This is a genomic window from Natronosalvus amylolyticus, assembly GCF_024298845.1.
Taxonomy (GTDB): domain Archaea; phylum Halobacteriota; class Halobacteria; order Halobacteriales; family Natrialbaceae; genus Natronosalvus; species Natronosalvus amylolyticus.
On record NZ_CP101156.1, the window covers coordinates 245,722 to 265,343 of the forward strand.

Consider the following 19,622-nt stretch of genomic DNA (forward strand, 5'->3'; position numbering starts at 1 on the left):
CCTGAAAAGTAGCGGGAGGTAGATTTGAACTACCGATCTGCGGGTTATGAGCCCGCCGGAATCTCCTGGCTATCCCATCCCGCTGACTCATTGTAACCCGGTTCGACTGATAAGGGTTGTGATTCGGTTGCCCTATGCGAGTTTTTGACGGTGCTCTCGAGTCAAACCGGCCTTCCCAACACCCCTGTACGGGCACGTACAGACTCCGCTTCCGTTCGCTTCCCGTGATCCCTCTTCAGGCTCGTACATTCACCTTGCAGTACCTCTCAGAAGTGCTGTATTCGACGACCGGGGTTATCGCTCGACGCCGTAATCGACGTGGACCGCGGGGACGCTTTTCGACGTTGGCGCAGTGTTTCCGTTCCAGTCTGCTACGTGTACGTTTGCCATTTCACCGGAGAAGCGAAATTGCTGAATGCCGACGTCGATCGTCCCCTCTGCGACACCACCGGACACGATGGTTGCTGTCTCGAGTGGATCCGCATCGACCATCTCGATTTGGCCGTCAACGGCGATTTCGAATCGGGACGGAATTCCTCTCCCGACGAGTGTCACGAGATTGGGGAACTTCGTTGGTTGATGGGTACTACTTGAACTATTCTGTACCGGTTTGTCGCGTGCCATACCCGATAACCCGAGTAGCCTGGCATAAGCTTTCTTGTCCAATTATTGGTAAGAAGCTGTGAGTGTATCAGTGACGAATGTGTATATCCAGTTGTTGCGTTCAGAGCAACCCAAGGACTCGCGTATACCAGGCTGCCGCAGCCGGAATCGTCGCCGCAGCGGCGACGGCCCCCCATCGGTGATACTCAAACCAGGTTACATCGCCCGCCTCGAGGACGATCTCGGTTGGCACAGCCAGTGCCCACGTCAGAGTGAGGACAGTGAGAACGACACCGATAACGAGCGTCAAACCGGCGATGGTGTCGGGCTCGGTTCGACCCTGTCGGCCGGCTGCAAACAGGACGAGTGCCACGACGGCGAGCAAGGAGAGGAACTGTGGCCCAGCCAGACTCGCGTCGTAGTAAACGTCGATAACGGTCGAGTCAACCTCGAGGAATACGTACGGAGCGATTGCGATGATACCGTACGCCAACGCGGCGATGATGCCCAGCGTCGGTGGGCGCGCAACAGGTCGCATATATGATTCTCCTCGCGTGGATTGCTTAATTGCGGCGATGTTGCCGGTGTCTCTCATCTCCCGAATCTTGTGGCGAAACTTGCTCGAGTATTTGCCTCAGGTGGCGGTACCCTTATGTTTGTCTACCAGTCCCACGTACAACCGTGCCGCGCTGCTCGAGCGATTCGACAACAAGACATAAACACTCAACTCGGTGGCTCTCTGAACGGGTAGTATGGGACTTGGTAGTACGGCAAAAAAGATCCAGAGCCTATCCGACCGCGCCGAAGCCATGTACCGCCAGGTACAGGAGCTGCAAGAACGAATCATCAATCTCGAGGAAGAAGTCGACGACACGCACGAGACGGTCAGTAAACTCGACCACAACATCACCGAGCAACGGGCGTTGTTGCTCGCCATCGCGGACGAACACGGTCTCGACGGCGAACAGATCCTCGCGGAGGCTGCAATCGATGAAGCAGAGGCTGACGACGAGGCGAGTGATGACCCTGAGGCGGCTGAGGACGAAACGGCTGATGCGGAGCATTCCGTATAGTCGACGAAACGACGACCGATCCCTTTTGGGCTATCGGAGTGAAGTTACCGGTGGGTCCTAATGAGGAAGGATTTGTCCGACGCTCGGCACCTTCGTTCACCCCGTACCACGGGTGATAGGAAGACCTAACAACGGGGGCAACATTTGCCCAGGCAATGACGACTCACGAGCGGCCGTTGGATTCGGTGCTCGAGACGATCGGTGAGACCCCACTCGTACGGATCCACGACGGGCCGGCCGAGGTGCCGATATATGCCAAACTGGAATCGTTCAATCCCGGCGCAAGCGTGAAAGACCGCATCGGTCGATATATGCTCGAACGGATGCTCGAGCGCGAAGAACTCGGCGCCGGTGGGACCGTTATCGAACCGACCGCTGGGAACACCGGTATTGGACTGGCTATTGCAGCCGGACAGCTCGGTCTCGATGCTATTTTCGTCGTCCCTGAGCGTTTCAGCGTCGAAAAACAACAGCTCATGGCAGCGCTCGGTGCCGAAATCATCAACACTCCCACCGCCGATGGAATGGGCGGTGCAATCGACCGTGCCCACGAGTTGGCCGACGAACTCGACAACGCGGTCGTTCCGCAGCAGTTTGCCAACCCGTTGAACACCGAAGCCCACTACGCGACGACCGCTCCGGAAATCTACGACGCACTCGACGACGAAGTGGGAGCGATCGTCGCCGGCTGTGGCACTGCTGGGACGCTCATGGGAATCGCACGCTACGGTCGTGAACAGGAGTCGGAGACGTACGTGGCTGCCGTCGAACCTGAAGGCTCGCTGTACGGTGAGTTCCTCGGCGAACACCGTGAGGAGGGTGCGTACAAAATCGAGGGGATCGGTACCCACAATACCGACACGAACGAACTCTTCGAACCCGACCTCGTCGACGACGTGTACGCCGTTGCTGACGAGCGCGCCCACGAAGAACTCCACCGACTCGCCGCCGAAGAGGGACACCTGGTCGCTTCAAGTGCCAGCGCTGCCTGTGTCGCGGCGAAACACGTCGCTCGAGCGATTGCTGCAGGCGAGATCGACACACCGTATGAATCGGTCGTTACGGTCTTCCCGGACTCGAGTGAGCGCTATCTCTCGAAAGGAATCTATCGCTCGTTCGAAGAGTGGGACGATTAAGAACGCTCGAAGATCGAGTAGCGGTCCTGGCCGTCGACACGTACGCGAAATGGGACTGCATTCGGTTTTGCCCAACAGTTGGCTCTCAGCAACCTACTCAGTAGCACCCAGAACGTCGACCGCCTCGTGAAACGGGACTCCGAAAGCGAACTTTCGTATCCGTTCAGGGCTGGGAAGACACTCAGTACTCCGTCAATCGTCGACGTGTGGCCGAACCGATAGCGGTTGTCCAGTTCGGCCCACGCGTTCAGGCGTGACGAACCACTCACCTACACAGGCGTCTGTGCTCGATTTTGATACATCGGTTCTGCACGACGGTCAGCCCGGCATTGATTGCTCGAGTCGCGGCTTCGTCGTCACGAATGCCGAGCTGGGTCCAGATGACTGAGACGTCATCTCGGTCGAGGGTTGCTTCGACGATGTCACTGACCTCGTCGCTCGGCCGGAAGATACAGACGATATCGACTTCTTTCCCCTCGAGTTCATCGAGGGAATCGACGGCAGACCGTCCGAATATCTCCTCAGCGAAGGGATTGACCGGTCGAACATCGTAGCCCTGCTCGAGGAGATACTTTGGGACGTCGTGTGCCGCTTTTCCGGGCGTGCTCGAACAACCGACAACAGCAACCGTTTCCAATGAAAGAACCTCTCGAAGCGTCGAATCGTCGGGCGTACTGATGGGCATATCTCGAGTATCGTTCGCAATACCGTAACTGATTGGATCGAGGATTTTTCGCAATACGGTAACGAATTGGAAACGGTATCGTGGTGAGAACCGCTGATCAGCCCACTCAGGATAGACCTGCTGTTCTGATCGTCTGTTCGTTTTCGTCATCGTTGTCGATTTCGATGACACCGTCGAACAGCTGTTTCAGCGTGTTCATCGTCTGATCGTCGTGAGCCGTCGAATCGATCACGTACACGCCAAGAGCGTCAGCGCTCTGAATCCGTCCGGTAAAGACGTGTAAGAACCGGAACACGGTCTGTAGGTTCGAGTACATCAACAGGGTCGACACCGAATGCAGCAGAATCCGGTTTTGCTGGAGGTCTCGGACCTGATAAAAGTCCTGTAAGAACTCGGAAAGTTTGATCCCGATACCGGTCATGTCGACGGGTGAGGAGGCGTATTTAATTCGTGGATCGTCGTCGAGGGTTCCCATTCCGCGCTGCTTGGTCACACAATCGACGATGCCGATATCAGGTTTCGTTCGTGTCGTTCGATCTGTGATCCTCGTCAGTACTTTATCGGCACTGTCTTTCGTGGTGACCACGATCGTGCCCTCCCCTTTGTTGACACCACTTGCGAGAATATCGAACGCGAGATCACGCTTTCCAGTCAGTGGTGGCCCGGCAATTAACACGTTCGTCCCTGGAGTGACTGACTCCTCCGGAAGGACATCTGCGAGATCATACATGTCAGCTGCTCACACCCACCTGCAGTCACGGGTATCGGACGGCTGCTGGTGACTGCCCCAGTACATGGTCAATAGATGAAGCAACCGGGTTATAGTACTTTTGATTAAATACTGGCTGAATTCGCTCGAGTGATGCTTACTATTCGCTGAAACGACAGGTTTTGGGGAGGTGGGAGCCCATAATGGGCCGTCGGCATTTTCGCCTCGAGCCGTGACGTCCCCGTTTACCATCCGTCTGTTCTGGTCGCTATGGCACATACTGAACCAATCGATGCATCGACCGCTCACCCGCTGACAGTCGGTTTGCAGTGACTTACAGGAGCTACTATCGAGATCACCGCGGGTGCACAGCAAACGGCCGCACTCAAAACGATCCCGTTGCCCGGCCGACGATGAACGCAAGGACGGCGAGAAACATCCCATATTTCAGATGTGACTGACCAGCCGTTGGATCGTCAAAACTCTCGTAGGCAGCATACAGCATGACGATGTCTGCCGGAATAACCAGTGCCAGGTATGCGACACCAAACCCGTGTGTGAAATACGGGAGTGGACTGGCGATGACGGCGATGACCAATAACACGGCCCCCACTTGTAACGACTGTCGTTCGCCGATGGCGATCGGAAGCGTTCGCAATCCTTCCTCGCGGTCACCATCGATATCTTCGACGTCCTTAATTATTTCTCGTGTCAGCGTCGCGACTGCAGCCAGAACGAACAATACAGCCGTTGCCCAGACATCCCCGACCGCTGCCCCGCCGAACAAGAACGTACTCCCGACCAGGTAGGCCACCAGCGCGTTCCCAACCCCTGGCAGGCCCTTGAACCACTCCGTGTAACTAATGAGCGCGAGGAGATTGATCGCTGCAATGGCAATCGCTAGCGGCGGAAGCATAACCGCAAACCCAACAGCCAGGGCGAACAAAACCCCGCTGAAGACGAGTGCCCCGCGCGGGCTGACAGCACCTCGAGGGATCGCTCGCTGGGGCTGGTTGATCCGATCGATCTCTCGATCGAAGTAATCGTTAATCGCGTTTCCCGCTCCGACAGCTAGCGCCGTCGCCGCGATTGCACTGGCTACATGTACTGGCGACTCTAGCACTCCACCAGCCACGTACGCGCCAAGAAATGTCAGCATCGACGCTGCAATCACGTTTATCGGCCGCATCAACTCGAGCAAACCACGAATCGTCGCCCACAGCGCCATGCAGAAGTCTGCTCAGTGCGCCGATATAAACCGTACGAAACACCGTGCCATCGTCAGCCTGGCACCCAGGTATACCAAATTGATTCGAAGGAGGGCCAAACCGTTTCGGTTGCCACTCAGTGATTCCTCGAGCCTGAACGTGTGAGTCGAGTACGGGTGTCAGTTCGACATACACGTCGACGTTTGGGGCGGTACTCATAGGGAGTATCGGAGGCGTTCATCGGTACCGACGAAGAATCGAGGCACAGCGTCGACAGCCGTCCTTTGAACCCGTCGGCTGGCTACGATACTCCCTATCAGCAGGAGTCATCCTCGTGGTTGACTTCCCCGAGCGTAGTGCGTTCGATCAGTACCACGAGTACTGCGTTCGAAAATACGTTAGCGCATTGCCTCGAGTTCACACAGGGTCGATCTGTCGACCGAAATCCACTGTGTCATTCGATCGATGTCTGCAGCGTCCTCTGGAACAACCGTCCATGTGTGCCCGTCGTCTGTGAGTAACTCGAGTGGGGCCTGGTCGTCATCGCGCTCTGCAGCAGTGTCGGCCGGGTATTCATAGACGGTCATGGCTCTAGGTAACTCTTGGATCGCGACGGTACTACCCCCTCCGATTATTTTCAAGGAATGGGAACGAGTGTCTCGACCACCATGCACAGGCCTGACGAGGGAGTCGCTGTTTTGGCGTCCAAGGGTCGGAGACTGAGTCCCGACAGAGGGGTGTCGTGTGCGAGGGGGTGACTCGAGCGGCCAAAATCGAGTGACTTATACAGGGTCATCGGAAAGAAGTGGGTACAGGGCGCTTAGCTCAGTCTGGACAGAGTGCTTGGCTTCGGACCAAGTTGTCGCGGGTTCAAATCCTGCAGCGCCCATCCGATTTTCAGTTGATTAGGATTTGGAGGACGGGCGCGGATTGTATTTGAATATCCCGGATATACCCCGCTAAGAGCCCAACCCGCAACGGGTTGCACCCTCTGTCGCCATTGATTTCTGGTCGAGTTGACGCACTCATTTAGCAAATAGCTGTGCATCCCACCGGAGCCCGCACAAGTTTGTGAAAGCGGGGCCGGTGAGCTCCATCAATAGCACTCCGACGGCGGGAGAGGCTGATCACGGCTGGATTATGTTGTCTCGACAGCCTCGACGACTAACTCGAGGTCACCCGATCCGTCGGTGGCGTAGATATTGACCGAGAAACACGAAAGCGAGCACGATGGATGGGATTTCGAGGGGATACTCGTGAAACGCGAAGATTGCGCCAGCGGTGAGCAGCCCACTGGCGACGATAGCGTAGCCGACTGCAGGATCACCGCCACTGGGTGACTCGGTGGGGGTCGTTCGAACAACGAGTTCACCGCGTTCGAGCTGTCCGAAGACGGTATCGAACCGTGCTGGTGCACGCGCGAGGACAGGCACTGACGCGCGGACGTCGTTCTGTACGTCGGTGAAGAGCGCCTCGAGTTCGCTTTCGATGAACCCGTGATCGACGAGAAATGATTGGGTGACTGTGAGGAAATCGAACTCCGGATCGAGTGATCGGCAAACGCCCTCACCGACGGTCCCAACCCGGACGAGCAACATGACGTTCGGTGGGATACGAAACGGGAAGTCATGCAACATCGAGAACAGTTCGGTGATGATCGCTCGCCATGTGACCGTCGATTGCCCCTCGAGATTTTCGATGACTAACTCGAGCACCTGGCGGACGGCGATGCGGTCGACCGTTGGCTCGAGGATCTCGAGGGCGATGAGGGTGTTCAACAGCCCATCGATATCGCGACGGACGAGTGAGCGGTAGAGTCTCGTTATATCGGCCTGTTCCTGTTCGCTGAGCCGTTGGCTCATACCGAAATCGTACAGAATAAGGGTTCCATCTGCCCCGATTGCCAGGTTACCGGGGTGGGGATCGGCGTGAAACACGCCGTCGACGAGCCCCATTTTTAGGAAGGTTCGCGAGACCAGGGTCGCCAGTTCGGTCGGTTCGAGGTCGGTGGCATCGAGTGCGTCGGCAGTCGTGATCTTCTCGCCCTCGACGTACTCCATCGCAACGATACGTTGAGAACACAGATCAGGGTGTGTCGCTGGGATGCACACACGGTCATCATCGGCGAAGTTGGCTCCGATTTCGGCCATAATTTCGGCCTCACGCTGGAAGTCAAGTTCGTCCAGAATTATCTGCTCGAAGTCGTCCGTGACGTTCTCGAGGGAGTATCGCTGCCGTTCGTTAGCGAACGGTGCGATCAGTGGGACGAGCCCCCGTATTACCCGTAAATCGCGTTTGATTATCGGGACGAGGCCCGGCCGTCTGACCTTCAATGCGATTTTCTCACCCTCGTATTCGGCCGTGTAGACGAACGCGAGGGAGCCACCAGCGACCGTTTCGACTGTCTGCTGGTCGATACGGTCGCCTACCTCCGCTTCCAGGACGGTAAGGGGGTCGCCACCGGCCTCTTCTGGAATCTCGTTTTGTAAGGTGGCGAACGCCTCGATGTACGTCGGGGGGATGAGATCTGGGCGTGTCGAAAGCACCTGTCCGACTTTGATAAACGCTGGACCGAGGTTGAGCATCGTCTGTGTCAATCTATCGGCCCGGTCGCGATGGACTGCCTTTGACACCTGCCGTGACGGCCCAAACAGCAAGAAGCGTCGACGGTCTCGCACAAATGCCAGGAGGAGTGGGAAAAATCGGACGAGAACCTGTAGATATCTACGTAAATAGCCCTTCATTGACGACTACGCCTCCAGATGACGCACAGTCCCCTATCCATACGCTATGTTCGGTCACCAACTACAAATTATCAGTGGTGCTGAGTGGTTCGTTACGCTTGAACGTGTGAATCGAACCAATAGCGTTCGTTGGGTTCGGCTTGGACGTCAACGCGTGGCGGGGGATTGAAAGACTCCGAGAACATCGTATTTGTATAGGCGAAGAGAATAACACGTGTGTGCACTCGAGATGATTCACAACTGGATCGGCCATGAGTGAGCGTGATCAATTGGCCGGACTGTTTCTGACGGGTACGAGAAATACGGTGGTTTCGTGGCTTCTCGTCGGGGTGTTGGGAGTAAATCTTCTCGGCGGAATCTACCTTGGGCGGTACGAATCAACTCTGTTCAGTGCCGTTGCGATAGTGATTATTCTTGCGCCTGCAGCGGTGTTTCGAGATCCAACGATCGTCCCACCGTGGTATTTTATCGGACTAATCTGTCTTCCAGTACTGTGGGAGACGTTCGCTCCACAGCCACTTGTGACGGCAATCGTCCCAAATCTCGTCCTCGCGACGCTCGGATTACTGATTGCAGTGGAACTCCACCGGTTTACGTCACTGCGCCTGATTCCGTGGTTCGCGGTCTTGCTCACAGTGTTATTTACGCTTGCTATGGCAGGGGTGTTGAACGTGTTTCGATGGTCGGCAGATGTGCTGTTCGAAACGAGGTTCCTTCTCGACGGACGAAGTCAAGACGCAATCAATGCAGCGGTGATGATAGAATTTGTGTATGCAACTATCGCTGGGCTATTTGGTGGTGCGATTTTCTACGCGTATTTCAGGTACGTCACCAGGCATCCACATCCCCAGATGTCGGTCCCCATGACACCACAGGAAGACCCACCTGACATCAAAGCAGTCTCCCTTAGTAACCGTCTCGGAGTTTCGTCAGTTCGGCAAGTGCAACTGGTTCGTCTCATGCAGGGTGGGCTCGTCGTCGTTCTCGCATACGGGTTGTGGACGCTGGAGCTCCCGGTCGTTACGAACGCTCTGATCGCACTTTCGATTACGGTTATTCCCGCAGTTATGAAGGGAGATTTGAAGCTAGCAGTCGACCCTGGACTCGCCCTTTGGGTCACGAGTGCTGTCTTCTTACACGCCATCGGAACCGCGGGGCTATACGACGCCTTCGGCCCATGGGATCACCTTACCCACACGCTCTCGGCGACTGTTGTTGGTGCTGGTGGGTATGCCACGCTGAGAGCGATACACATTCACGATCCGGCGATACATCTCCCGCGTTGGGCGCTGTTTGCGTTCACCGTTGTGTTCGTCCTCGCTATGGGCGTCATCTGGGAGATTCTCGAGTTTATCGTCGATCAGGGGGCGCTCATGCTCGGGATAGAGCCCGTCCTGGCCCAACATGGTATCGACGATACGATGCTGGACATGCTATTTAATACGCTGGGGGCGGTTGTCGTCGCCACGTGGGGGACGGTGTATCTCACGGAGGTCGCTGCTAGTCTCGCGGCACAACTCGAGAACCGGTTTGGGACTGCAGAACGGGACCAGTGATCCTCGAGTGATACGGTTTCCTGTGGTCGCACAGGTGATTTTCGACGCCGAGAGGGCGACTACCAGTAAACACTACAGCAGATCGTATGAGGTGGCTGTGAACTCACTCGGAGTCAAATCGGTCGAAACTCACCCTTCAACTGACCTGGAGAGGACAGAATTTTCGTCCGGTTTCGAAACACTCGCGTTGCTATCGATGGATTTCTTCGCCATTTGAGCGTCGACGTGGCAGGCGCGGTCGGGTATTGGTAGACAGACGCTAGCAGGCCGACACGTTAAAGACTATTTGTCCCCTTAGAAGGGACACGATGATGCTTCCGACTCATGCCCTCGCCGGGATGGCACTCGCTTTGCCGTTACTAGCGGTGGCACCGGAATACGCTCCGATAGCGTTCGTCGCAGGGTTACTCGGTGGCATTTTCCCCGACCTAGATATGTACGCCGGGCACCGGAAAACGCTTCACTATCCCGTCTACTACAGTGTTTTTGCGGTCGTCGCAACCGGTGTTGCTCTCCTCATCCCGACGGCGGGTACTGTCGCCATTTCCGTGTTCCTGCTGGCTGCTGCCCTCCACAGCGTTACTGACATCTTCGGCAGCGGCCTCGAGTTACGACCGTGGGAAGGAAACTCGAATAAGGCAGTGTACAGCCATTATCACGGCACCTGGATTGCCCCGCGAAAGGTGCTCAGCTATGATGGCTCACCTGCCGATCTCCTCCTCTCGGTCGTCCTCGCTGTTCCCCTGGTATACGTCCTCGAGGGGGGACTCCAGTGGGTCGTCATTGGGGCAGTCGTCGTCGCCGGAATTTACACGGCACTTCGACGTGTTCTCGCTGACCTGGCACCCGTGGTCGTCGGCTTCCTTCCCTCGAGCGTGTATCCGTACGTTCCAGCACGGTACCTCGAGGATACGGCGAGGTAGTTACATCCAACGGTGAATGTGGAAACTGAGTGCTTCGTCACGCCTGCTCGAGTGATCCGACCCGATGGATTCGACTCGCACGTCAACGTATAACTGAATACTGAGTATCCGTGCTGAAAAACTGAACCGGTTAGCCAAACAGGTGATCCATCAGCAACCGCTGCAGTAAACTCTGTCGCCGTCCGTCGTGGGTCTGGACCATCACTGCAGTTGTGTCGACGGAATCGACCAGCCGATTTCCTGGCCGACCGAACACTCGAGCGGTCAGCCCCGTTCGGTCGATACCGGTCACGAGCAAGTCGGCGTCGCCGACGAAGCGAGCGAGACCGGCCGTTTCGTCGTCGGTTTCGATAACCGTCGAACGTGTAGGCACGGTCAGAATCGAAATAAGCTGTTCGTGGTAACGGTCGACCGTTTCCCGTTGACTGTCGGGTGCATCAGCTGGTATCGCCTGCAGGAGGTTTATTTGGGCACCGGTTTCCTCGGCAACGGCGTCGGCAAACAGCAGTTTCAGTGGGTCGAATGGACCGCGGTTGGCAACGACGGCGATTTCATCGGCACCGTCGAAATCGTTGTCTTCGACCAGCATAACGTCACAGGGCGCGTTTTCGATGAGCCAATCCGTATCGCTACCGAACAGTCGGTGGTGGAAATCAGCCTGATTGCGTTCGGCGATGATCAGGTCGTAGTCACCGTAGGTTGCCAGGTCGACGATAGCGTGTTTGTGATCTTCGCTGTCCACTTCCCGATACTCGATGCGAGTCGCTGGCGCTGGGTGTCCAGTGTCGGTCCTCACACCACCGGACGGGCGGACGGGCCGGTTGATATCGTACTCGTCCGGGAACCAGGGGGGAGCATCGTCGCTCGAGGTGGGCATCCAATCGGGAATCTCGTCGGTGCTGATGCGGGCGTGATCGCCAGCGAACAGTTGGTGTGGGACATCGACGAATTCGACGACAGAGACTGTCGTCGATCGGAGTCGCCCCATGTCGGTCGCCATCCGGAGCATGTCCCGTCTCGCGTTTGGCGACGTCGATTCGGTGATGGCTACCAGAACGTCGTACTCGCGGTCGGCCTCGAACAGTTCATGTGTTCGGTCGACTGCTCGCTGACTGACGTTCTGTCGGGCACCGCTTCTGGCCGCTCCTTCTCGGTCGGTTCGAGGGCGAGCGTAGCCAACGTACCAGGCGATGGAGATGATCGTGATTGCGACCGCACCGGCGAACGGAACCGTCCCCATCTGGGTGAGCACGAGGAGTCCGCCCCCCATACCGACGAGTTGCACCCAGGGGTAAAACGGGGCAACGAACTCGGGTTCGTAGTCGTCGATAGCTCCTTCTCGAAAGCCGACCAGCGCGAGGTTGACCAGAATAAACACGAGTATCTGGAACGCACTGCCGAACTTCGCCACCTGTTCGATCGGAAGGGTGACGATCATGAACATCATTACGCCGCCGGTAATCGCGACGGCAAGGGCAGGCGTCTTGAATCGGTCGTGAAGTTTCTCGAACGCACCCGGAACAAGGTCGTCTCGAGCCATCGCGAACGGGAATCGCGAGGCAGAGAGCAAACCGGCATTGGCCGTCGAAGCTAGTGCGAGTAAGGCCGCCAGCACGATAATGAACGAACCGACGCTACCGAGAACGGCGTCTGCAGCGTACGCGATCGATGCGACTTCTTCTCCCGCTGCGGGGACGAACCCACCACCGGTTGACAGATCCGGTGCGACGCCGATGGCCACGTAGACGACCAGCACGTACAGCGCCGTCGTAAACAGTAGTGAACCGATCATCGCTCGAGGAATCGTTTTCCCCGGGTCTTTGACCTCCTCGGCGACGGCGGAAACCTTGATCACCCCTGCATAGGAGACGAACACGAGTCCCGTTGCCGCGAGGATTCCCTCAGATGCGAGATCGAACGATCCAGTGGTCTGGCTCCCGCTCACGTCGGGAAAGCCACTGACGATGAAATACCCCATCGCCAGGATCATGACCCCGACGATGGCAAACTGCAGGCTTCCCGTGGATTTGGTGCTCACGACGTTTAACAGCGTGAAAAATAACGCCAATCCGAGTGCGATCGGAAGAATGTAGCTGGCGAGCTCGGGGGCAACGTACACCAGATAGGGGACGCCACCGATCAGCGCTAGCGCGCCCTTGAACGACAGCATAAACCAGTTACCAATCCCTGCAATGGTTCCCATGAGTGGGCCCATGCCACGTTCGACGTACACGTAGGAACCGCCGTCTTCTGGCATTGCTGTCGCCATTTCAGAGGCTGAGAGCGCTGCCGGTATCACCAGTAGTCCCGCGATAAGGTACGCCAACACGACGGCAGAACCTGCCGAGGCGTACGCGATCCCCGGGAGGATAAAGATACCACTTCCCACCATCGCCCCGATGGCAATCGCCGTCGTGGCGAACAGCCCGAGATCTCGTTGAAGTTCCGGCGCCATTTCAGCACTCACCCCGGGGGACAGGTAAACCGCTTACTCGCCCGAGCGCTTGTCGACATGACGTCGAGACGTGAGACTTCGCCTCAGATCCGGTTCGGTCGGGTGCCGGGTTTGATATCGTCGTTTGCCTTTCCCTCATTCGAAGATCACCGTAACTGCATCTAGTTGTGTGCGTATTGCACTCATCTGTTCAATACTGACTAAGCGGTAGCTGTTTATAATGATTTTGGGTTTATAATGGACGACTCGTTCCGTCACCTATCCGGACGGAGTGCCCGCACGTACATCACTGATGAAAAGCGGACCGTGGATCGCAGAAACCAGTGATAGGTTTCGTTGTGATAGTAGCGAACAGCGACCAGCCGGCTCCGTCACTAACCGGCACACAGTTACAACAGTTCGCATGAACTGACCAATTCGACGTGATAAATTCTGCATGAGAGCCTCGAGTGACCAACCGACCCTCAACTGCCGTCTCGAAGGTCTGACCAACAAAAGAACGGCGCTGTCGAGTTTTCGTTGAGGATAGCTGTTCAGCGTTGCATAAGCCTCACTCTTTATATAGTAGTAAATTGATACAAAATTAATATTAAATTGATTGCCACATCAAGCCGATCTGATCCCAGTTCACACGTAACACCGCTTTCAACCGACCGGACCTGTCGGGTATGTGCAACACATCGTGGCCAATATTGTAGATTGTTCGAAATACTTTACACGATGGGGAGTGTACCGGTTCGTATGGAGGACCCGTTCGTCATCGTCGGCGGAGACGCTGCAGGAATGAGCGCTGCGAGCAAGGCCAAACGTGAGGATCCGGAACTCGAGGTAGTCGTCTTCGAGAAAGGGGATTGGGTATCGTATGCCGCCTGTGGGATGCCGTACTACATCAAGGGAACCGTCGAGGAACTCGAGGACCTGGTCGCAGTCACGCCCGACCAGTTCCGAGACAAGCGAGACGTCGACCTCCGAACCAATCACGAGGTCGTCGCAATAGATGTCGAGGCCGAGACAGTCACGGTCGAAGGACCCGACGGCGAACGTTTCGACCAACCCTACGGCGCACTGTTGATCGGGACCGGCGCTCGAGCTATCGAGCCGCCGTTCGACGGCTTCGACCTCGAGGGGGTGTTCACCTTACACAGCATGGACGGGGCGGCGGCAGTCGACAGCTACATCGACGAGCAGGAACCGAAAGCGGCGGCCATCGTCGGCGGTGGCTACGTCGGCGTCGAAATGGCCGAAGCGCTCGCCGAACGTGGAATCGAGGTGTCGATGTTCGAAATGCTCCCTCGGACGCTCCAACCCTTCGGCGAGGCGACTGCAACGGTCGTCGAAGACCATCTCCGCGAGCAGGGTGTGGACCTGTACCTCGAGACGGCAGTGGAGGGATTCGACGGCGAGGCGTCCGTCGAACGCGTCGCCCTCGAGGACGATGCGGTCGAGACGGACCTCGTTATCGTCGGTGTGGGTGTCACACCGAACGTCGAAATCGCCGAGGAAGCAGGCATCGAACTCGGGCCGACCGGTGCCATCGCTACTGACGAATACGGACGGACCAGTGTCGAAAGCGTCTACGCAGCGGGCGACTGTGCCGAAGCGACCAACGTGGTCACCGGCGAACCGGATCACGTCCCCCTCGCACTGACGGCGAACCGTGCTGGCCGGGCTATCGGGACGACTGTCGCCGGATCGCCCACCGAAACCGGCGGGACGGCCGGCACGGCCATCGTGAAGGCTTTCGAACTCGGTGCCGCCCGGACGGGCATTATCGACGACGAACGGGCACGGGAGGCCGGGTTCGAACCCGTCTCGGTCACCATAGAAGCCCCGACACGCCCGCACTACTATCCTGGCGCTGTCGAGTTGACGGTGACACTCGTCGCCGACCGCTCGAGCGGACGCGTCCTGGGCGCGAGTCTCGTCGGTCGCGATGGGGCAAAACGAATCGATACGGTTGCCACGGCCGTCCACTCCGGCCTGACGGTCGCTGAACTCGAGAATCTCGACCTCGCGTACGCACCGCCGTTCAGCCCAGTCTGGGACCCCATTTTGACGGCGGCGAAAGTTCTTGGCGGGAAACTCGATACCGACGACGAACGCTGAGTGGCCTACGAGGGTACTGAATTGCAAACACTGTGTATCACTGTTGTGCAACGTCGTCTCTCGAGGCACAAAACACGGTAATTCGGTCTGGTACCGACCTTCGCTGGCTATTCCCTTCGGTCGACGAACGTATCCGCACCATGATCGTCGATCCAGGCGAAGGCGAACAATCGCTTGGCAGGAACCGCCTCGAGTGAACGGCCGTCGGCGCTGGTACCGGTAACGGGGTCCCAGACCGTTCCGTCACCGACGAGTTCGTCACCGTCACCAGCCGACTGGCGTTCGAGGCTGAATCCAGGGTCGTCGAAAGCGTGGATACCCTCCGCCGTCGTCACGACGATCACCTGGCGACCGCCGACGGTTCCCTCGAGGATACCACCAGCCTCGTCGACCCAGGGGAGGGGAAATCCGCGAGCGTCACCACCGTGTTCGATACCCAGCAGGATCGATTTTGGCTCGAGGTCGGTTCGCTCCCACGAGCGATCACCCGTTTCCCCGCGCAATCCCGCCAATCCTACGGCGTCGCTCGAGAAGTACTCGGCGTACGGACGCTCGCTGTAATCGACGGGGGCAGGCTGGTCGTCATCGCTCGCGGCTTCGCTTTCGGCGCCCGGGATCGGTTGGAGAATCTTGCCGTCGTCGTGTCGCTCGAGAAAGCCTGATACGGTCGTGCGGGCGCTTGGCAGGACCTCGAGCTGACGGTCACTGAGTGAGCCATCGATACAGGTTCCGGCCGACTGTTTCCACTCTGACCCCGTCTCGCGGTCGTACAGTACCAGGTCGTCGTCGGCGAGTTTGCCACTCACGCCGAAAGTGAGCCTCCGGTTATCGATAGTCGACTCGTAGACGACGGCGCTCGCACAGAGCGGGCACCACGTAACCGCAATCGGTACCTCGCCGATGGAATCGTTGACGACTTCGTGATAGTCGAGAATTCGTATCGGATACGCTCGGGCGGGTTCACCGTCGAGATCGACGACGATGACTTCGTCCTCGGTTGGCCCGTCGTACGAGCGGTCGAACGACGGCGTATCGATGCTCGGTATCGCATCTCGAGGGATGACCTGACGAACGTTCATACTGCGGCAGACGGACAACCGGCACAAAAACGTCGTGTTCTACCACGCTGTGTCGACCAGTGTCCTGCCCTCCAGAACGTGCAACGGATACACACGGTTTTTTGCCCGGCGAGCAAACACCGAGGTATGTTCAACTCCCTTCTCGTCGCGACCGACGGCAGTGAGCCTTCCCAACGGGCAATCGATCACGCGGTAAACCTGGCGAGCCGACTCGAGGTGCCGCTTCACGCGATTGCTGTCCTCGAGAGCCGAACCGAGTACGATTCGGCTATCGTCGATCCCGAAGTCGTTCGAGCCCAACAGGAACGGCAAGCGCAGGTTGCACTCGAGACGGTCGAAACGGCTGCCTCGGAGCAGGGAATCTCTGTCGTCACAGTCCGGCGGGAGGGGATACCACACGAGGAAATCTTGACGTACGCCGAAGAACGCGACATCGAGACGCTGGTGGTGGGTGCCCGTGGGCGCTCCGCCTTTCGCGGGGCCTTGCTCGGCAGTACCGTCGACGCGCTGGTTCGTCAGTCGCCACGCCCTGTCGTCGTCGTTGGCGATGAGTCCGTTAGGTCGGAGTCATAAAACGGGCTGTCCTCGCCTCGTCGCTTCCATGGATCGTTCTGGCCGGCACTCTCCGGAAATCAGCACACCAGGTCAGTGTGAGAACGAGGCGAACATTTACCCATCCGCCCGCCACAGACTCGAGTATGACGCTGCTCGTTCCGTTCGACGATACGCCGCTCTCGCGTGCCGCCCTGGAAAAAGCGACCGCCTTTGGAGACTACCGCGACGAATCCGTACTGGCACTCACCGTGATTCCAGACGACGTCGATTACGCCCTCGAGCGAGGGTGGTTGTACGACCACGAGGCCTTCGACACGGACACGATAGCCGACCGCCTCGAGGAACACGTCGCCTCGATTGCGCCGGCGGCATCGTTTCGGTCGACCGTCGTCAACTCCGACGAACCGACGGCGACGACCACGACGATGGTCGTCAGCGAAATTCGTCGCACTGCGGCCGAGGAGGGGGTGTCGGTCATTTTCGTGGGCACCGAGAACGCCGGGGGCGTGACGACGCCGCTATCGAGCGTTGGCGGGCCGGTGGCGACCGACGGCCAGTCGAAGTACGACGTCTACATCGTTCGCCACGCAGAGTAACGCCTCGAGTTCTTCCCACCAGACTCATCGGGGACTTCCTGAGAGACGGTGATTGGTGGTGCTGTCTCGATGGTGATTGGTGGTGCTGTCGAGGAGTTCGTAAAGAGACGTCCTCGAGGTGGTGGTAGTCGTGGTGGAACCCGTTTCCGGGCTACCTATCGAAGACCCGACCCTCATTTTCGGGCTGGCGACCCTCTCGTTCCTCCTTGCTCCCCTGATATTTCAGCGGTACCGGGTACCGGGAATCGTCGGTATTATCCTCGTTGGGTCGGCTATCGGCGACAACGGACTCGGCATCCTCGCTCGCGGGGAGACGATCGTTATCCTCGGGGAAGTGGGGCTGGTGTATCTCATGTTCATCGCCGGCCTCGAGATCAATCTGGTTCGGTTCCTCGAGCAACGGTCCCGGAGTCTGACCTTCGGCCTCCTTTCGTTTGCCATTCCACAGGGCGTCGGTACGCTCGTCGGGTACGTAGCCCTCGAGTTGAGTCTGGCGGCGGCGTTGCTCTATGCGTCGATTTTCGCGTCACACACCTTGCTGGCCTATCCGGTGGTGAGCCGACTCGGCATCGTGAACGACGAGAGCATCACCGCGACCATCGGCGGGACGATCATCACCGATACCCTCGCGCTCGTAGTGCTCGCGGTTGTCGTTGCGGGCGCTGGCGGTGACCTGTCGACAGCCTTCTGGCTCGAACTGGTCCTCGGATTGGCAGCGTTTTTCGTCGGCGTCTGGCTGCTGGTCCCCCGACTCGCTCGCTGGTTCTTTCGGACTGTCGATCAGCGGGGTGACTACGAGTTCCTGTTCGTCCTTTCGGTACTATTTTGCTGTTCGTTTCTCGCATCCCTCGTCCACGTCGAACCGATCATCGGGGCTTTCCTCGCTGGATTGGTGTTGAATCCGCTGATTCCCCACTCCGGACCGTTGATGAACCGGATACAGTTCGTCGGTAACGCCCTCTTTATTCCGTTTTTCTTGCTTTCGGTCGGCATGTTGGCCGACGTTCGCGCCGTCGTCGCGGGGCCTGCGGTGGTCACGCTCGCTGCCTCGTTTGTCGTGCTCGTCGTCGTCACCAAATTCGCCGCCGCCTGGGTCACGGCACGGCTCTTCGAGTACTCGCGGCCGCAACTGCTCTCGATGTTCGGTCTCTCGCTTGGACAGGCCGCGGCCGCCCTGGCTATCGTCTTGATCGGCATTCGCGAAGGGATTCCTGGTTTCGATGAAACCATGCTCAACGCCGTCGTCCTGTTGATACTGGTCGCCAGCATCTGTAGCTCGGCTGTCGTCGACCGTGCGGGTCGGCGACTCGCTCGAGACCGTGAAAGCATCCCAACCGAGGGGTGGGACGAACCTCGGCGAGTGATGGTAGCGGTCGCTCCGGACCCGCAGTACGGCCGACAGCTGATCGACCTCGCGACCACGATTCGGGAGTCGGACTCGAGTGAGCCACTGTATGCCGTCTCCGTCGGGTACGGGGAGGACGATGTGGGAGGTGCAGTCGCAGCTATCGAGGATCGGCTCTCGTCGGTCCAGTCCTATGCGGCTGGTGCCGACGTGCCAGTCGACCCCGAAGCACGGATTGCCCAGTCGACCAGTGGGGGAATTACGCGAGCCGTTCGTGAAAATCGGATTTCCACGCTCCTCATGGAGTGGGATGGCCGTGTCTCGCGACCACAGCGGGCCTTCGGCGAGACGATAGATCGTGTCCTGGCTCGGACCACGCCGCTCGTTCTCGTCTCACACCTCCAGCAGCCATTGCACACCACGAGCGAGGTGGTCGTAATCGTGCCACCCGAAGTCGTCTACAACGATGGGTTCGACGAGGGATTGTTGACAGCGGCCAGAATCGCGTCGGGCCTTTCGGCCCCACTCAACGTATTGGTCGTTGGAGGGGACGAAACGGCCGTATCCGAGCACACCGGCGGTCTCGAGGACGGAGCGCCAACCGTCACTACGGTCGGAGGCTGGGCCGGACTCGAGACGCACCTCGAGGACGAGACCGGCACGGACACGCTCGTCGTTTCGGTTAGCGTTCGTCGCGGGACGATGGGCTGGGAACCTCAGTTACAGCGGTTGCCACGGACGCTGTCTGGCCGAATCGACTGCAACTTCATCGTCCTGTATCTCGCGGATACCGAACGAACCGACGACCGGCGATTCCTCCGGTTCGAGTGAGTGGGTGGCTGACCATCT

Annotated in this window: 17 protein-coding genes and 2 tRNA genes; 9 read left to right on the forward strand and 10 right to left on the reverse strand. The window is 58.2% G+C overall.

From position 1 onward, the window contains the following. Positions 1 to 9 precede the first annotated feature (9 nt). The 3 genes from NLK60_RS01225 to NLK60_RS01235 form a co-directional block, all read right to left on the reverse strand. Positions 10 to 84: transfer RNA gene (locus NLK60_RS01225), tRNA-Met, on the reverse strand. Positions 85 to 294: 210 nt separating this feature from the next. Further along, positions 295 to 624 carry a hypothetical protein gene (locus tag NLK60_RS01230; protein ID WP_254809086.1) on the reverse strand — a complete coding sequence of 110 codons (330 nt, stop codon included), beginning with the start codon at positions 622 to 624 and terminating at the stop codon, positions 295 to 297. Between the two features lie 100 nt (positions 625 to 724). Continuing rightward, positions 725 to 1,141: a DUF7548 family protein gene (locus NLK60_RS01235; RefSeq protein ID WP_254809087.1), complete on the reverse strand. Its 417-nt coding sequence runs from the start codon at positions 1,139 to 1,141 to the stop codon at positions 725 to 727. A 214-nt stretch (positions 1,142 to 1,355) separates the two neighbouring features. Between NLK60_RS01235 and NLK60_RS01240 the strand changes: the two genes are divergently transcribed. Further along, entirely contained in the window at positions 1,356 to 1,676 is a 321-nt protein-coding gene (locus NLK60_RS01240) for a DUF5798 family protein (RefSeq protein WP_254809088.1), read from the forward strand. Positions 1,677 to 1,831: 155 nt separating this feature from the next. Then, on the forward strand, positions 1,832 to 2,812 hold the full coding sequence (locus NLK60_RS01245; protein WP_254809089.1) for a PLP-dependent cysteine synthase family protein: 981 nt from the start codon (positions 1,832 to 1,834) through the stop codon (positions 2,810 to 2,812). 265 nt (positions 2,813 to 3,077) lie between these two features. On the opposite strand, the gene NLK60_RS01250 is transcribed toward NLK60_RS01245, so the two are convergent. The 4 genes from NLK60_RS01250 to NLK60_RS01265 form a co-directional block, all read right to left on the reverse strand. Then, positions 3,078 to 3,497 carry a CoA-binding protein gene (locus NLK60_RS01250; protein WP_254809090.1) on the reverse strand — a complete coding sequence of 140 codons (420 nt, stop codon included), beginning with the start codon at positions 3,495 to 3,497 and terminating at the stop codon, positions 3,078 to 3,080. A gap of 106 nt (positions 3,498 to 3,603) precedes the next feature. After that, entirely contained in the window at positions 3,604 to 4,227 is a 624-nt protein-coding gene (locus NLK60_RS01255) for an RAD55 family ATPase (protein WP_254809091.1), read from the reverse strand. A gap of 364 nt (positions 4,228 to 4,591) precedes the next feature. Beyond that, positions 4,592 to 5,434, reverse strand: coding sequence for a geranylgeranylglycerol-phosphate geranylgeranyltransferase (locus NLK60_RS01260; protein WP_254809092.1), 843 nt, complete (start codon positions 5,432 to 5,434; stop codon positions 4,592 to 4,594). A 378-nt stretch (positions 5,435 to 5,812) separates the two neighbouring features. After that, entirely contained in the window at positions 5,813 to 6,001 is a 189-nt protein-coding gene (locus NLK60_RS01265) for a DUF7511 domain-containing protein (protein WP_254809093.1), read from the reverse strand. Between the two features lie 227 nt (positions 6,002 to 6,228). Here NLK60_RS01265 and NLK60_RS01270 point away from each other — a divergent pair. After that, positions 6,229 to 6,303 (forward strand) — tRNA-Arg (locus NLK60_RS01270). A 286-nt stretch (positions 6,304 to 6,589) separates the two neighbouring features. On the opposite strand, the gene NLK60_RS01275 is transcribed toward NLK60_RS01270, so the two are convergent. After that, positions 6,590 to 8,158: an ABC1 kinase family protein gene (locus NLK60_RS01275; protein ID WP_254809094.1), complete on the reverse strand. Its 1,569-nt coding sequence runs from the start codon at positions 8,156 to 8,158 to the stop codon at positions 6,590 to 6,592. A gap of 251 nt (positions 8,159 to 8,409) precedes the next feature. On the opposite strand from NLK60_RS01275, the gene NLK60_RS01280 reads away from it, so the two are divergent. Together NLK60_RS01280 and NLK60_RS01285 are read left to right on the forward strand one after the other, a co-directional pair. Beyond that, positions 8,410 to 9,714 (forward strand): DUF2238 domain-containing protein, encoded by a 1,305-nt coding sequence (locus NLK60_RS01280; protein WP_254809095.1) that lies wholly within the window; start codon positions 8,410 to 8,412, stop codon positions 9,712 to 9,714. A gap of 308 nt (positions 9,715 to 10,022) precedes the next feature. After that, entirely contained in the window at positions 10,023 to 10,637 is a 615-nt protein-coding gene (locus NLK60_RS01285; RefSeq protein WP_425499059.1) for a metal-dependent hydrolase, read from the forward strand. A gap of 130 nt (positions 10,638 to 10,767) precedes the next feature. On the opposite strand, the gene NLK60_RS01290 is transcribed toward NLK60_RS01285, so the two are convergent. Beyond that, positions 10,768 to 13,092: an APC family permease gene (locus tag NLK60_RS01290; RefSeq protein ID WP_254809096.1), complete on the reverse strand. Its 2,325-nt coding sequence runs from the start codon at positions 13,090 to 13,092 to the stop codon at positions 10,768 to 10,770. A 741-nt stretch (positions 13,093 to 13,833) separates the two neighbouring features. Between NLK60_RS01290 and NLK60_RS01295 the strand changes: the two genes are divergently transcribed. Further along, positions 13,834 to 15,198, forward strand: coding sequence for an FAD-dependent oxidoreductase (locus tag NLK60_RS01295; RefSeq protein ID WP_254809097.1), 1,365 nt, complete (start codon positions 13,834 to 13,836; stop codon positions 15,196 to 15,198). A 107-nt stretch (positions 15,199 to 15,305) separates the two neighbouring features. Here the strand turns inward: NLK60_RS01295 and NLK60_RS01300 are convergent, their stop codons facing one another. Further along, positions 15,306 to 16,277, reverse strand: coding sequence for a DUF3179 domain-containing protein (locus NLK60_RS01300; RefSeq protein ID WP_254809098.1), 972 nt, complete (start codon positions 16,275 to 16,277; stop codon positions 15,306 to 15,308). 126 nt (positions 16,278 to 16,403) lie between these two features. Here NLK60_RS01300 and NLK60_RS01305 point away from each other — a divergent pair, with 126 nt between their 5' ends. The 3 genes from NLK60_RS01305 (at position 16,404) to NLK60_RS01315 (ending at position 19,604) form a co-directional block, all read left to right on the forward strand. Next, positions 16,404 to 16,850 carry a universal stress protein gene (locus tag NLK60_RS01305; protein WP_254809099.1) on the forward strand — a complete coding sequence of 149 codons (447 nt, stop codon included), beginning with the start codon at positions 16,404 to 16,406 and terminating at the stop codon, positions 16,848 to 16,850. 125 nt (positions 16,851 to 16,975) lie between these two features. Continuing rightward, positions 16,976 to 17,428, forward strand: a complete 453-nt coding sequence (locus NLK60_RS01310; protein ID WP_254809100.1) for a universal stress protein — start codon at positions 16,976 to 16,978, stop codon at positions 17,426 to 17,428. 133 nt (positions 17,429 to 17,561) lie between these two features. Continuing rightward, positions 17,562 to 19,604 carry a cation:proton antiporter gene (locus NLK60_RS01315; RefSeq protein WP_254809101.1) on the forward strand — a complete coding sequence of 681 codons (2,043 nt, stop codon included), beginning with the start codon at positions 17,562 to 17,564 and terminating at the stop codon, positions 19,602 to 19,604. Positions 19,605 to 19,622: the final 18 nt, after the last annotated feature.

Bases quoted from the DNA above. Each gene is read 5' to 3' on its own strand.
- NLK60_RS01280 (WP_254809095.1), top strand. From the start codon at position 8,410: ATGAGTGAGCGTGATCAATTGGCCGGACTGTTTCTGACGGGTACGAGA.
- NLK60_RS01290 (WP_254809096.1), bottom strand. From the start codon at position 13,092: ATGGCGCCGGAACTTCAACGAGATCTCGGGCTGTTCGCCACGACGGCG.
- NLK60_RS01305 (WP_254809099.1), top strand. From the start codon at position 16,404: ATGTTCAACTCCCTTCTCGTCGCGACCGACGGCAGTGAGCCTTCCCAA.
- NLK60_RS01245 (WP_254809089.1), top strand. From the start codon at position 1,832: ATGACGACTCACGAGCGGCCGTTGGATTCGGTGCTCGAGACGATCGGT.
- NLK60_RS01275 (WP_254809094.1), bottom strand. From the start codon at position 8,158: ATGAAGGGCTATTTACGTAGATATCTACAGGTTCTCGTCCGATTTTTC.
- NLK60_RS01265 (WP_254809093.1), bottom strand. From the start codon at position 6,001: ATGACCGTCTATGAATACCCGGCCGACACTGCTGCAGAGCGCGATGAC.
- NLK60_RS01285 (WP_425499059.1), top strand. From the start codon at position 10,023: ATGATGCTTCCGACTCATGCCCTCGCCGGGATGGCACTCGCTTTGCCG.
- NLK60_RS01250 (WP_254809090.1), bottom strand. From the start codon at position 3,497: ATGCCCATCAGTACGCCCGACGATTCGACGCTTCGAGAGGTTCTTTCA.
- NLK60_RS01300 (WP_254809098.1), bottom strand. From the start codon at position 16,277: ATGAACGTTCGTCAGGTCATCCCTCGAGATGCGATACCGAGCATCGAT.
- NLK60_RS01295 (WP_254809097.1), top strand. From the start codon at position 13,834: ATGGAGGACCCGTTCGTCATCGTCGGCGGAGACGCTGCAGGAATGAGC.
- NLK60_RS01310 (WP_254809100.1), top strand. From the start codon at position 16,976: ATGACGCTGCTCGTTCCGTTCGACGATACGCCGCTCTCGCGTGCCGCC.
- NLK60_RS01235 (WP_254809087.1), bottom strand. From the start codon at position 1,141: ATGCGACCTGTTGCGCGCCCACCGACGCTGGGCATCATCGCCGCGTTG.
- NLK60_RS01260 (WP_254809092.1), bottom strand. From the start codon at position 5,434: ATGGCGCTGTGGGCGACGATTCGTGGTTTGCTCGAGTTGATGCGGCCG.
- NLK60_RS01230 (WP_254809086.1), bottom strand. From the start codon at position 624: ATGGCACGCGACAAACCGGTACAGAATAGTTCAAGTAGTACCCATCAA.
- NLK60_RS01240 (WP_254809088.1), top strand. From the start codon at position 1,356: ATGGGACTTGGTAGTACGGCAAAAAAGATCCAGAGCCTATCCGACCGC.
- NLK60_RS01255 (WP_254809091.1), bottom strand. From the start codon at position 4,227: ATGTATGATCTCGCAGATGTCCTTCCGGAGGAGTCAGTCACTCCAGGG.